This is a genomic window from Actinokineospora sp. NBRC 105648 (assembly GCF_030269645.1).
GTDB lineage: Bacteria > Actinomycetota > Actinomycetes > Mycobacteriales > Pseudonocardiaceae > Actinokineospora.
This window is the reverse complement of record NZ_BSTR01000004.1, coordinates 253,774-266,373: the sequence shown is the minus strand read 5'-3', so window position 1 is coordinate 266,373 and position 12,600 is coordinate 253,774. Positions and strand designations below refer to the sequence as shown.

General features: G+C 66.7%; 12 protein-coding genes. 9 read left to right on the top strand and 3 right to left on the bottom strand.

What is annotated here, in order from left to right; genetic code table 11:
- Window positions 1-8 precede the first annotated feature (8 nt).
- A complete protein-coding gene (locus QSK30_RS06220; RefSeq protein ID WP_285500284.1) occupies window positions 9-1,154 on the top strand; it encodes a serine hydrolase domain-containing protein in 1,146 nt (381 codons plus the stop codon).
- A 346-nt stretch (window positions 1,155-1,500) separates the two neighbouring features.
- On the opposite strand, the gene QSK30_RS06215 is transcribed toward QSK30_RS06220, so the two are convergent.
- Window positions 1,501-1,800 carry a hypothetical protein gene (locus tag QSK30_RS06215; RefSeq protein WP_285500282.1) on the bottom strand — a complete coding sequence of 100 codons (300 nt, stop codon included), beginning with the start codon at window positions 1,798-1,800 and terminating at the stop codon, window positions 1,501-1,503.
- A gap of 125 nt (window positions 1,801-1,925) precedes the next feature.
- Here QSK30_RS06215 and QSK30_RS06210 point away from each other — a divergent pair, with 125 nt between their 5' ends.
- Genes QSK30_RS06210 through QSK30_RS06190 form a run of 5 tightly spaced genes read left to right on the top strand, consistent with a single transcriptional unit; the run spans window position 1,926 to window position 7,687 of the window.
- Window positions 1,926-2,393 carry a YbaB/EbfC family nucleoid-associated protein gene (locus tag QSK30_RS06210; RefSeq protein ID WP_285500280.1) on the top strand — a complete coding sequence of 156 codons (468 nt, stop codon included), beginning with the start codon at window positions 1,926-1,928 and terminating at the stop codon, window positions 2,391-2,393.
- Window positions 2,386-2,694, top strand: coding sequence for a type VII secretion target (locus QSK30_RS06205; RefSeq protein ID WP_285500278.1), 309 nt, complete (start codon window positions 2,386-2,388; stop codon window positions 2,692-2,694). Before QSK30_RS06210 ends, QSK30_RS06205 begins: the two co-directional genes overlap by 8 nt.
- Window positions 2,691-6,920: a DUF6531 domain-containing protein gene (locus QSK30_RS06200; protein ID WP_285500276.1), complete on the top strand. Its 4,230-nt coding sequence runs from the start codon at window positions 2,691-2,693 to the stop codon at window positions 6,918-6,920. The genes QSK30_RS06205 and QSK30_RS06200 overlap by 4 nt, the downstream gene beginning before the upstream one ends.
- A complete protein-coding gene (locus tag QSK30_RS06195; protein WP_285500274.1) occupies window positions 6,874-7,356 on the top strand; it encodes an Imm50 family immunity protein in 483 nt (160 codons plus the stop codon). The genes QSK30_RS06200 and QSK30_RS06195 overlap by 47 nt, the downstream gene beginning before the upstream one ends.
- Complete coding sequence (locus QSK30_RS06190) at window positions 7,346-7,687, top strand: Imm50 family immunity protein (RefSeq protein ID WP_285500273.1); 342 nt, start codon at window positions 7,346-7,348, stop codon at window positions 7,685-7,687. The genes QSK30_RS06195 and QSK30_RS06190 overlap by 11 nt, the downstream gene beginning before the upstream one ends.
- Here QSK30_RS06190 and QSK30_RS06185 read toward each other — a convergent pair.
- Window positions 7,684-8,637, bottom strand: a complete 954-nt coding sequence (locus QSK30_RS06185; protein ID WP_285500271.1) for a hypothetical protein — start codon at window positions 8,635-8,637, stop codon at window positions 7,684-7,686. The two genes, QSK30_RS06190 and QSK30_RS06185, sit on opposite strands and share 4 nt — an antisense overlap.
- Before the next feature lie 332 nt (window positions 8,638-8,969).
- Between QSK30_RS06185 and QSK30_RS06180 the strand changes: the two genes are divergently transcribed.
- On the top strand, window positions 8,970-9,341 hold the full coding sequence (locus tag QSK30_RS06180; RefSeq protein ID WP_285500270.1) for a hypothetical protein: 372 nt from the start codon (window positions 8,970-8,972) through the stop codon (window positions 9,339-9,341).
- Between the two features lie 93 nt (window positions 9,342-9,434).
- Here the strand turns inward: QSK30_RS06180 and QSK30_RS06175 are convergent, their stop codons facing one another.
- Window positions 9,435-9,911 (bottom strand): hypothetical protein, encoded by a 477-nt coding sequence (locus QSK30_RS06175; RefSeq protein ID WP_285500268.1) that lies wholly within the window; start codon window positions 9,909-9,911, stop codon window positions 9,435-9,437.
- A 979-nt stretch (window positions 9,912-10,890) separates the two neighbouring features.
- On the opposite strand from QSK30_RS06175, the gene QSK30_RS06170 reads away from it, so the two are divergent.
- On the top strand, window positions 10,891-11,493 hold the full coding sequence (locus QSK30_RS06170; protein WP_285500266.1) for a hypothetical protein: 603 nt from the start codon (window positions 10,891-10,893) through the stop codon (window positions 11,491-11,493).
- A 36-nt stretch (window positions 11,494-11,529) separates the two neighbouring features.
- A complete protein-coding gene (locus QSK30_RS06165) occupies window positions 11,530-12,549 on the top strand; it encodes an IS630 family transposase (RefSeq protein ID WP_285500264.1) in 1,020 nt (339 codons plus the stop codon).
- The last annotated feature ends 51 nt before the right edge of the window (window positions 12,550-12,600 follow it).

Below are 12,600 nucleotides of genomic sequence, written 5' to 3'. Positions count from 1 at the left end.
GAAGACCCGTGTCACGTGGCTTGACCTGCACTCTCATCGCACTGGCGTGCCTAGCGGCCACCGCGCCCGCGGCCAGTGCCTCGACCGACAACCGCCGGGTAGACCTCAAGGCCATCACCGACGCCCGCGCGGTGTCGGCGATCGCGGAGATCCGCGACCGCGACAAGACCTGGCGCGGCAGCACCGGAACCACTGACCTCACAACGAAAACCCCGGTCCGCAGCGACGGCCGGTTCCGGATCGGCAGCGTCACCAAGACTTTCGTCGCCACCACTGCGCTGCAACTGGTCGGCGAACACCGGCTCAGCCTGGCCGACCCGGTCGAGCGGCACCTGCCCGGTCTGGTCCCCAATGGACAGAACATCACCGTGCGCCAACTGCTCGACCAGACCTCCGGCCTGTTCGACCCCACCAACGAGTCCACCGAGGTGTTCCCCGACATCAACGACCCAGCGGTGTTCCGCACCTGGGTCGCCCAGGGTGGCCTCAACCGCACCTTCACCCCACGCTCGCTGGTGGCCAAGGCGGTCAAACACGACCCGTACTTCGCCCCCGGCACGAAGTGGGGCTACTCCAACACGAACTACACCCTGGTCGGCATGATTATCGAGAAGGTCACCGGCCACCCGTACGGCCAAGAGGTCAGCGCGCGCATCCTGCGCCCGTTGGGGATGACCGACACCTCGGTGCCGGGCCGGTCGACCAAGATCCCCGGCCCGCACGCGCACAGCTACTGGACCACCATCGACGGCACGACCCAGACAGACGTCGACGTCACCGAGCACAACCCGTCCTGGGCAGGCGCCGCGGGTGAGATCATCTCCACCACCGACGACCTGCTCCGCTTCCAGCGCGCACTGCTCAACGGCAAGCTCCTCCGCCCCCAGCAGTGGCAAGAGATGACCACCCTCCACCAAACCGACCCGGGTTCGCACGACCTCGACTACGGCATGGGCCTGGCCCGCGCCCAACTGACCTGCGGCCCCGTCTGGGGCCACAACGGCGGCACTTTCGGCTTCACCACACAACTCTGGGGAACCCAAGACCGTCAGGTAGCCCTCTCCTACACACCCCGCGGCGACGAGGAAGAGCAGACCGCGCAGAACATCGCGGGCCTGAAGTTCCTCGAAACCGCCTTCTGCGGCCGCCGCTGACCAACCCGGTCCCGGCGCGCAACCGCCGGGACCGGGAGCTCCACCCAGGACAGCGATTCGGGGGATCGCGCCGGAACTGCCCAACAATGGCCGATGACTGGCCGAACAGGCCAAATACCGGCCAGATCATTGCCAGTTCCGCACTAGATGTTGGTCTGGATGGCGGTCGACAGCCGCACCGAGATAGCGTGCGGTACCAAACTCGTCGGCTTGGCGGACCTGCGGACGTACACCCAGTCCGGTGGGCGTGGCGAAGACCTCGACGTCGTGCTGAAGGCATTACCGCCCGCTTGGCCCAGGTCACACCGACGCGCCCGACTGGAACTCGGTCTTCGAGGAGTTCGAGTCAGCCGATGCCGGCGCGTTGCTGACCGTCCACCGGAGCAAGGACCTCGAGTACCACACCGTCTTCTTCTTGTCCTTGGACGACAACCAGCGGTGAACACCAACGAGACCTGGACGGCTCCATGTCGACCTTCTTCGTGGGTTGTCGTGCGCCGCGCAGCAACTGGGCTTCACCAGTAACTCCACCTCGGCCCGACAGGGGCCGATCGCCAACCTCCGTTTGGATCACCGGGGCGTTGACCGCTCCGGTGATCTGGTTGGACACCCCGGCCCGCGTCGCATCGCCATCCCCCAGCTGCACCGAACCATGATCGAGACATCGGCTGCTCGGCACAACCGTCCCCGGACGGACCGGAGTTCGGCCGTTCGGGTGCCACGGCGGGATCGGTGCTCGTAGCCTGGAGCGGCCTGGCGGAAGGGGTTGTCGTGGTTGGCGATGCGGGTGCCGAGCTGTCGGCCGTCGAGTCGATGGTGGCGGACTGGGAGCACGGCGGACAGGAGCGGTTGGCCCGGGTCAAAGAGGTCACCGACCGGGTGACCCAGCTGACCGCGACCGCGCGCTCCGCCGACGGGGCGGTGTCGGTGAGCGTCGACTCGCGCGGCCTGCCCACCGACATCCGGATCGAGGAGAACGCCAAGCCGGGGTCGATGGCGGAGTTGTCGGCCCAGGTCATGCACACCCTGCGGGCAGCGCAAGGACAGCTGCCCCAGTTGATGGCGCAGGTCGCGCAGGAGTACGGCATGGCGGGCGACGGCGTGGTCTCGCACCTGCTGGAGCAGGCCGAGTCGTCGTTCCCCCAACCCCCGGCACCCGGCGCCGACACCGCGCGGCAAGAGGACGACTTCGATGATCTGAGCATCTACCGGCGCTCGGACGGTGACGGACGTGGGTGATCAGGTGGAGGTCACCGGGAACGAGTTGACCACGCACGCCGGGCACCTCGGTGACCTCGAGCTGCGGCTGTCGACCGCGTTGTCCGCGGCGCGCCAGGTGAGCATGGACAACGACGCCTACGGGGTGCTGGGCAGGCCCTTCGCGTGGCTGCTCGACCCGTTCGAGTCCCTCGGCAGCGACATGATCGCCGCGGGCGTGGACACCGTGGCGAACGACATCGACAACCTCAGGCAGGCCGCCCAGGGCTACTCGGGCACGGAGGACACCAACACCGCGATGTTCACGGGCGGTGCCGAATGAGCAACCCGCTGGTAGCGGCACCGGAGAGCACTACGAAGGCGTACTCGGGGATCCCCATCGCGGAGGACGCCGCGGCCGCCTACGAGGGCCTCTCGTCGGGGAGCTGGGTCGAGGGCGGCCTCGGGGCCGTGGCACTGGCCACTGACATCGCCGACACGGTGGCAAACCCCTTCGGCGCGCTGTTCGCCGCCGGGGCGGGGTGGTTGATGGAGCACTTCGAGCCACTCCGGCAGGCCTTGGATTGGCTCGCGGGCAAACCCGAGGTGATCGCGTCCTACGGCCAGACCTGGTCCAACGTCTCCCAGGAGCTCGCCGCGATCCAGCGCGACCACGCCGACCTGCTGTCGCGCGACCTGCCCGGCTGGCAGGGCGCCGCCGCCGAGGGGTACCGCGCCAGTGCGTCGGGGATCTCCGACGCACTGGCGTCGGCGTCCTCGATAGCGGGCGGCCTGTCCACCGCGACCACGATCATGGGTGCCCTCGTCGACGCCGTGCGCTCCACAGTGCGCGACCTGATCGCCCGGCTGGTCGGCAACTGCGTGCAGTGGCTGTTGGAGGAGGCGTTCACGCTCGGCCTGGCCACTCCGGTCGTCGTCGGGCAGGTCACCGTCGCGGTGTCGAACGCCATGGCGAAGGTGTCCAAGTTGGTCGCCAAGGTCACCGGCACCATCCGCAAGGTCAACCCGCTACTCGAGAAGCTCAAGGGTCTGTTCGCCAAAGTCGCGGACAAGCTCAAGGGCCTGCGCCGCACCAGTGCGAACCACACGCCGACCGCGCACGGGACCCCCAAGGCCCACACCGGCGCACCCGAGGTTCGCGGCGGCGGGATCGAGGCGAAGGCGGGCGACCCGCGCTCGGCATCCAGTTCCGCCGAGCGGCCGTTCTGCAAGGACGACCCGGTCGACGTCACCACCGGCGAGGTGGTGCTTTCGCAGACCGACTTGGAGCTGCCCGGAATCCTGCCGCTGGTCATCGCCCGCCACCACCAGTCGGGCTACCGCGCGGGCGGCCTGTTCGGATCGTCCTGGTCGTCCACTTTGGACCAACGAGTCGAGCTGACCGGCACAGCGGTCTGGCTGGCCACGGCTGACGGCAGGCTGCTGCGCTTCCCGGTACCCGCCGACGGCGAGTCCGTCGCACCGGATCACGGACCCCGTTTCCAGCTCAGCCGCACCGCCTCCGGCTATCAGGTCACCGACCCGGAAGGTGGCCGCACGCTGCGATTCGCCCCACTTGGTCCTGAGTGGACAGCCGGCAGCACCCAGCCCCTGGCCGCGATCACCCACCGGGGTGGTTCTGAGGTCACCATCACCTATTCCGACGACGGGGCGCCCGTGGAGCTGCACCACTCCGGCGGCTACCGCGTGCGGGTCGACACAGCCGACGGTCTGGTCACCCGGTTGAGCACGGTCACCCCGGCGGGCTCAGTCCCGGTGATGCGCTACAGCTACGACGGCGGACACCTCGCCGAGGCGGTGAACTCCTCCGGTCAGGCCCTGCGGTTCACCCACTCAGACGACGGCAAGCTGACCTCCTGGACCGATCGCAACAGCCAGTGGTACCGCTACGTCTACGACTCGGATGGCCGGGTCACCACCACGATCGGATCCGGTGGGGCGCTCAACGGCTCCTTCCACTACGGCGACCGGGTCACCACGCACACCGACACCCTGGGCGGCAGCACCCGGTACGAGATGAACGAGCTCGGCCAAGTCGTGCGCGAGGTGAACCCGCTCGGCGCGGTGACCTTGCGGGAGTGGGACGCCCACGACAGGCTGCTCGCGGTCACTGACCCGCTGGGCCACACCACGCGCTACACCTATGACGAGGCGGGCAACACCACCTCCGTTACCCGACCGGACGGCAGCGCTACCTCTGCCGTCTACAACAGCCACGGTCTGCCCGTCTTGGTCACCGACCGGGACGGATCCCGCTGGGTCCGCGAGTACGACGAGAGCGGCGGCCTGGTCGCCGAGACGGACCCGGCGGGAGCGACTACCCGTTTCGAGCGCGGCCCCCGCGGCGCGATCCGAGCCATCACTGATCCAGTGGGTGCCGTCACCCGGTTCGAGACCGACGCCGCAGGTTTGGTGGTGGCCAGCGCCAACCCCCTCGGCGCGACCACACGCCACAGCCGCGACGCCTTCGGGCGCGTGGTGGAGACCGTCACCCCTCTCGGCGCGACCACCCGTTGGGGGTGGACGGTGGAGGGCAAGCCGCTCTTCCGCACCGATCCCAACGGCGCCACCGTCCGCTGGCGCTACGACGCAGAGGGCAACCAGGTGAGCCACCTCGACGCCCTGGGCCAGCTCACCACCACCGAGGTCGGTCACTTCGACACCCCCGTCGCCAAGACGACCGCCGACGGCGCACGCACCACCTACGCCTACGACACCGAGCTGCGGCTGGTCGGCGTGACGAACCCGCAAGGCTTGACCTGGCGCTACGAATACGACGGCGCGGGGAATGTCGTGCGCGAGACCGATTTCAACCACCGCACACTGACCTACACCTACGACTCCGCGAACCGCCTGACCTCCCGCACCAACGGCGTCGGCCAGACAGTGCGATTCGAGTACGACGCCACCGGAGAGGTCATCGCCAAGCACACCCCAGACGGCACGACCACCTTCCAGCGCGACGCCAAGGGCCGGATCATCCGCGCGGACGCCCCGGATGTGGTGCTGACCCTCACCCGCGACGCCGCGGGCCGTGTGGTCACCGAGGCCGTCGAAGGCCGGGTGGTCGAGTCCGCCTTCGACGCGGCGGGCAGGCGTTTCGCCCGACGGACCCCGTCTGGTGTGGAGTCGACCTGGGAGTTCGACGCCGTGGGCAACCCGGTCGCCCTGCACGGCGGGGGCAACACCATGTCGTTCCAGCACGACGCGGCGGGCCAGGAGGTCCGGCGCGAGGTCGGCGCGGTCGTGGTCGCCCGCACCTGGGACGCGACCAGCAGGCTGGTCGGCCAACGGGTCACCACCCCGGCCGGGCTGGTTCACCGCGGCATGCGCTACCGGCCAGACGGAATCTTGGTCAGCCTGGTGGATGGTGATCGCACCAGCCGCTTCGAACTGGACCCGCTCGGTCGTGTCACCGGTGTGCACGGCGCTGAGGTGCAACGCTATTCGTACGACAGTGCGGGCAACATCACGAACTCGTCGTCGGGCGGTGTCCACCAGTACGCGGGCACTTTGCTCCGCGCCACGGCGCGCACCCACTACACCCACGACGCCCAGGGCCGGGTGATCGCCCGCGACCACCGCACGCTCTCCGGTCAGCGCCGCTCGTGGCGGTACACGTGGGATGCCGAGGACCGCCTCACCTCAGTCACCACCCCGGACGGCAGCACATGGCGCTACCGCTACGACCCGCTGGGTCGGCGAGTGTCGAAAGAACACGTCGTGGGCGGGGCGGTCACCGCGCGGGTGACCTTCGCCTGGGACGGTGCGCGTTTGGTCGAGCAGACCGATGCCGCGGTGACGACCACCTGGGAGTACGCGCCGAACACCTTCACCCCGGTCAGCCAGTTGACCCGGGAGCAGGTGGACGCCCGCTTCCACGCCATCGTCACCGACCAGGTCGGCACCCCCACCGAGTTGGTCACGCCGGAGGGTGGGGTCGCCTGGCGGGCCCGGGCCACTCTCTGGGGCCGCACCACCACCACCGCCGACGACGAGTGCCCGCTGCGGTTCCCCGGCCAGTACCACGACGCCGAGACCGGCTGGCACTACAACCTGCACCGCTACTACGACCCGGACACCGGCCGCTACGCGAGCCCGGACCCGCTCGGCCTGGCCGCGGCGCCCAACCCGAGCACCTACGTCCCCAACCCCACCCGCCAGATCGACCCCCTCGGCCTGATCTGCGGCGAACAGGCCAAGCAGCAGGCGTTGCGGGACGCGGGAGTACCCGAGGGCGCCGAGCCCCTGGACGCCTACCTGACCCCGTCCACCACGCCCAACGGCAGGCAGGTCATGGACGCCAACCACCAGCCGGTGATGTTCCCCGAGGAGGTCTACGAGGACGTGAACGGCAACCTCGTCGTCTTCCAGGACCACTACACCGGCCACGACTTCGGCGACCCGACCGGCCTGGGCAACCAACCCCCGCACGTGCACGTCCGGCCCTACGAGGACCCCCGGCACGGCCAGGTCCCGGGAGCGCAGGAGCATTACTACTATGACCCCAACCTGGGCCGACCGGGCTACTCCGGTCCGCAGTGGTGACCTCCGGGACCTCTACGAACAGGTCCCGGACCTCGCGGACGTGGTCGTCCACCAGGTTCGTCTGGTTAGGTTCGGCCCCACCGTGAGCTTGCGCTTGGACCTGCCGCGCTTCCCGGACAACCCACCCGCGGAGTGGGACGGCCTCGACCGGCTGCAGTGCCACGTGCGCTTCCTGGCCGTCGAGGACGTGATCCTCACGGGCAGCGCGCTCCCCGCGACCGCATCCGTGCGGCTCGTCGACCAGCCTGCCAACCGCCTCTCAGTCTCGGTGACCGGCGGCGTGGACTTGACCTTCACCTCGAGCGCCACCCTGATGATCACCAGGATCAGCGCCTACCGCGAGGGCGACGACCGCCACACGTTCCTGAACAGGCTCGACCGGCGCCTGCACACCACCGTCCCGGGCCCGGACGCGGAGGTGTTCCATGACCGCTGACCTCACCGAGGCGATCTCCGGCCTCGACCTGATCAACCTCCACTGGGACGACCGCGGCGCGGAGCTGTCGGTATCGTTCGAAGGCCCGCTCAAGCGCCCGTTCTCCCCGGACGAACCGGACCACGACCACGTCCGCCTGCGGTTGTCGTTCACGGGGGTCAGCGAGTTCCGGGTGCGCGGGTGGAGCCACATCCCCATCGACAGCGCCACCGTCACCCAAACCGCCGACGGCGTGGAAGCCACCTTCACCGGCCCGGCGACGTCGGCGGAGGTCACGGCCCGATCGGTGGAGTTGCTCGCCGTCAGCACCTTCCGCCTAGCAGCGCCCTAGCCCTCGCGAGCGGTGGTGTGCCGGGCGGCGTGAGCGGCGAAGAACGACGCGGACGCGTGGCGGTAGCCGAAGACGTGCCGCCCGTCGAGTTCGGACAACGCGATGTTGAGGTCCACCGTCACCGTCGGGGCCGCGGCATTCCGGTGTATCTGCCCCTGCTCATCGACCAGCAGGTAGCCGCGTTCGAACAACTCGTCACACCCGAGGGTGCACGCGGGCATGGTGTTGGCCGCGTTCAAGCGCTCCACGGGCGTCGCGTCGGCCCGCCGCTTGATGTGAGCCAGCCGCAGCAGCGAGACCGGCAACTCCCGGTGGCACAAGCTGCAGGGGATCGCGGGGGCTTCACCGAACACCTGGCGCCTGAGCCACTTCTGCTCCCGCCGAACGAGCGCCAACGCGAGGCCGTCCAGACCGTCCAAGCCGTTGAGCAGCCGGTCGGGAACCAGCGCATTGAACTGGGCGGAGTCATCGGTGCCGAGCTCGACATCGTCGACGGGGACCGGCCCCAGCACGGGCAACCCACGCCGCAGCGCCGCGTTGCGGACAGCGGTCATCGCCTCGGGGGCCAACGCGCTGTGCGGGAGCGCAGGCAACTCAACGACCGATCCCAATGACACCCGAAACGGGTAGAGGTCATCCGACCACAGCGGCTCATGTTCTTCACGGAGCGGCCCGGTGACTCGGGCAAGGGTGATTGCGTCCAGGGACGCCCTCGTCCACGCCGGATCACCCGCGGGTGTCCGCGGCCATCCCACCGGCGGGTTCGATGTCCGCAGCCCTTGGGCGAAGACCAGGTAACTCGCGTTCCGCGGGTCCCGGAGAACGGCCATCGCGGCGTCGACCTCACTGCCGTGCGAGTCCTTTTTCCATCCCCACGTGAGGCTGTCCATGCCAACGCCGAAGTTGGCACGCGCCGGTTGGCCGACGTACACGTAGGCGTAACGAGGCACAGTCGCTCCTTGTCGACGCCAGCAGGTTCGTCGGTACCCGCCAGCGGACCCGTTGGTCTCGATCTCTGTTGTCAGCAGAACAATTAGACCACGGCAGTACCAACCTTGAGTTCGCCCGATTACGGCGAGGGTTCAACCTGGAGGAGGACATTGAGCGTGCACCAGACGCGCATCGGGCCGGCCGTCGTGGTGGGTGTCGTCTTCATGCTGGCGGGGATCTGGGCGTTCATCGCGGTGCAACACCTGGGCTGACAACTTAGGCGGAACGGAACGTCGAACGCACCGGCACGGCCGAGGTGCGGTCTTGCTCGAGTAGCCCGGCATACCTGTGGATGGCGACGACCTGCGACGCGCTGGCGCGTTGGGACGGCGAACAAGAGGCCATCACCAAGCGGGTCCATTCAGCCCACGAGCTGCGCGGCACCGTCGAAGTCCAGCTACGCAACGATGGCCGCACCACATCCGGCGGCACCACCACTGAAGTCCTGGCGGCGGACTTCCCCTTCAGACACGACAGCGGATTGCTGTTCGCCTTGATGATGGGAATCCCGGGCGCAGCCTTGACGCTCGGCTTCCTGGCGGGCGACCGCCTGTCCAGGTTCCTGCCCGAGCCCCGACCTGAAACCCTCATCCTGCGGGCCATGCCCCGAACCCGGCGCCCAGGCATCCGTCGATCAAAAGCGCTGCGCAAGCGCCGACGCTAGTGTTTCCATCTCCTGGACCGTGGCGCGGTCGGAGTCAGCCCCCGGTGTGGACATCCCCGCTCAAGCTAGAACCTTCCGCTTATGTGCAGCACCTCAGTCTGCTCGCCGGTGAGTTGTTCGCGCAGCCGCACCACGTCGGTCAGCGAGGAACGGCCGTCGATCGACAAGGCATCCAGATGCTCGAGCTTGCCCGCGAAGCAGCGGGTCGACCTGGTCGGCGTCGGCGACCAAGACATTGGGCACGTGCAACGATTCGACATCCGGTACGTCCACGCCGGCGATCGCGAGCCGGGTCAATCCACGCAGGCCGGGGGAGGGCACGGGGTGCCGCACCCCACGCAACGAAAGGTCCCACAGCGCGGTGTGATCGCCTGTGCCTGCAAGTTCCACCACAGCCGCGTCGACGCTCAACAATTCCAGCAAGGGCAGCTGCCGCGCGTCGCCGACGACCCGCCCCGCCCGGTCCACCCGAAGCGACATCAGCCGAGAAAGCTGCGCCAGGTCGGCGAGGTCAGCTTCAAACGCGCCGTTGAGATAGGCCTCTTGAGCCTCCCAGGGATCCTCGACCACGGTAAGCACGCCGGTAACACCGTGCTGTGCGGTTCGATGGATCCGGTGTTGAAGGCCGCCTCGGGATACAGCGCGCCCTCCGCCACCTCGTATCGCCCTTCCCGCTGGGCGGCAACGACCACCATGTCGCGCACCGACGCAGCCACCAGACGGGGGCGCCGCCGAAGTCCCCGCCTTACTCGATCACTTGGCCGCGTGAGCCGTGCACGTCCGGATCGAGGTCAACAAGGAGGTTACTGCCTGCGTTCTCGCCGAACTTGATCCACCTCACGGACTACCACTGACACGCTTGACTCGGCCGGACGGCCAGACCGCGTACACGGGGCTCTGTTCGAACAGCGGCTCTAGCCAGGTCTCCTCGGGGTTCAACCCATTTGAGCTTGGCGTGGCTGTACCGACCAAGCAAACCGGACTCGCTGAAGTCGTTGGCCATCAAGAGACAGCGCGCGAAGGTCCTCGGGCAGTCGTGCGCCACCCGGGTCTCGACCTCAGCCAATTTGGCCGCGTCGTGCCGCCCCAACCCCCCTCGGTGCGCTTGCCGGACGTGGACCCAAGGAGGTTGTGTGCAGAAGTCCAGTCGCCGGGGCTTACTCTTCCAGTGACCGTGAACCGTTCGAACAGGCCAACTCAGTGACAGCCTTCTGCACGTGAAATCAACATAAACTGACAGCGCACCACCCATGATATATCATCGGCAGTGGTAGGGTCCACCGGTAGCAGCACTTACGACGGGCAGCAAATGGACACTGCCCGTCTTGCACCCACACACCCGGCCATCAACTATTTGTAGGAGAAACTAATAAATTTCTCATCTTCAGGCGTTCACTAGTCGAAGAGAAAACCTGGGAGGGTTGTTTGGAGTCGTCGATGCATGGTCGGCATTTGAGATTCTCTGTTACGCTATTTCGCGTTCGCCTGACGGGCAGAGTTGGCGAGTAGGTGTATCGCCGAAGCATTGAAATGAAAGCGAGGTGTGATATTGATTGACAAAGAAGAGAAGCAAAAGATTGCTCTGCAGGCATTGATTTCTGAGGCTGCTAGGCTCGGCGATGCAATTGCGGAAAGGCACGCTGCGGCTGAGCGTTTCGTCGCAGTGACTGGCGCATTCTTAGGAATTGGGCTCACCTTGGGCCTGTTTCAAAACCAGAAGACTGTCCTCCTCGCGTTGCCGGTCACCATATTGATAATTCTGATTTATATGATCCAGATCTACACGGACGCTGGAATGCACAGCGGGCACCGTCAAGCGCTCGAGGCTCGGTTGCAGACAGAGTTCGGCTACCCCCTTCTCGTTGGTCAGAGCCGCGTGGCCGCCGGATATGCAAGACGAACAAGTGTTATCTGGACCCTTGGCCTTGTCGGAATCATTTGGTTGAGTACGGCAGTCGGCGGCGGGTGGGCGGTTTTCCAATTGTGGCAGCAGAGTTTGACCCGATACCTCGTACTAATAGGGTATCTCACTACTCTCGCACTCGCACTTTTCGGCGTGAGATTGGCTATTCGAGAAAACGCGGAGGCCGAAAATGAAGCCCAACGAGTTGCAGAAGACTCCTGGGCTCCTACTAACAAGATCATAACTTAGTGGATCTTGGAGTGTTTTGTGTGGCATGCTGATGGGATGAGTGGGAAGCGGTTGCCGCGTGCGGGTTTGGACGAGTTGGGGATTCGTGTGGTGCGGCAGGTGGAATCTGGTGTGAGTCCAGATGTGATCGCGGCGGCGTTGGGTATCGGTCGGTCGACGGTGTTCAAGTGGGTGGCGGATTTTCGGGCGGCGGGCGAGGGTGCGCTTCGCGGTAAGAGGGCGTCGGGTCGTCCTCGGAAATTGGCTGATGTGCAGGTCGCCGAGTTGTACGGGGTGATCGTGGGTGGCGACCCTCGTATGCACGGTTTCCGGTTCGCGTTGTGGACGCGGGATATCGTGCGGCGGTTGATCGCGGCTCGGTTCGAGGTCGAGTTGAGTCTTCCGGCGGTGGGTCGACTGTTGGCGAGAATGGGTTTGTCGCCGCAGCGTCCGGTCTATCGGGCGTATCAGCAGAGTCGTGAGGATGTCGCCCGGTGGCGGACCAGCGTGTTCCCCGCGTTACGAGCGGAGGCCGACGCGGCCGGCGCGAGGATCTTCTTCGCCAACGAGGCGGCCGTGCGCTCGGACTACCACGCCGGCACCACGTGGGCGCCGGTCGGGAGGACACCCGCGGTGGTCAAGACCGGCGACCGGTTCACGATCAATATGGTCTCCGCTGTCAGCACCGCCGATGACATCCATTTCGACCTTGTCGAGGGCACGTTCAACAGTGCGGCGTTCATCCGGTTCTGCGCCCAGGTCCTGCACGACACCGACGCGCCTGTCTGGCTTGTCGTCGACAGGGTCGGCTACCACCACTCGAAAGCCGTCATGGAGTACGTCGAATCCACCGAGGGCAGGCTACGGATCATCCGACTGCCCGCCTATTCACCGGAACTCAACCCGGACGAGTGGGTCTGGCGGAACATCAAGACCCACAACGTCGGACGCAGCGCGGCCAAGACAAGAGACGAGATGACATCAACCGTCCTCAACGCCTTCCAACGACTACAAGAATTCCCGGAGATCATTCGAGGATTCTTCAAGGATCCAAACCTGGCCTATATCCTCCTGTGAGCGATAAGCGTCCACTACCAAGATTTCTTGTTGGTATCCTGGAAGTAGATA

Excerpts from the sequence above, each read along its gene's own strand:
- QSK30_RS06195 (WP_285500274.1), top strand. The coding sequence starts at position 6,874 with ATGACCCCAACCTGGGCCGACCGGGCTACTCCGGTCCGCAGTGGTGAC.
- QSK30_RS06180 (WP_285500270.1), top strand. The coding sequence starts at position 8,970 with ATGGCGACGACCTGCGACGCGCTGGCGCGTTGGGACGGCGAACAAGAG.
- QSK30_RS06165 (WP_285500264.1), top strand. The coding sequence starts at position 11,530 with ATGAGTGGGAAGCGGTTGCCGCGTGCGGGTTTGGACGAGTTGGGGATT.
- QSK30_RS06200 (WP_285500276.1), top strand. The coding sequence starts at position 2,691 with ATGAGCAACCCGCTGGTAGCGGCACCGGAGAGCACTACGAAGGCGTAC.
- QSK30_RS06190 (WP_285500273.1), top strand. The coding sequence starts at position 7,346 with ATGACCGCTGACCTCACCGAGGCGATCTCCGGCCTCGACCTGATCAAC.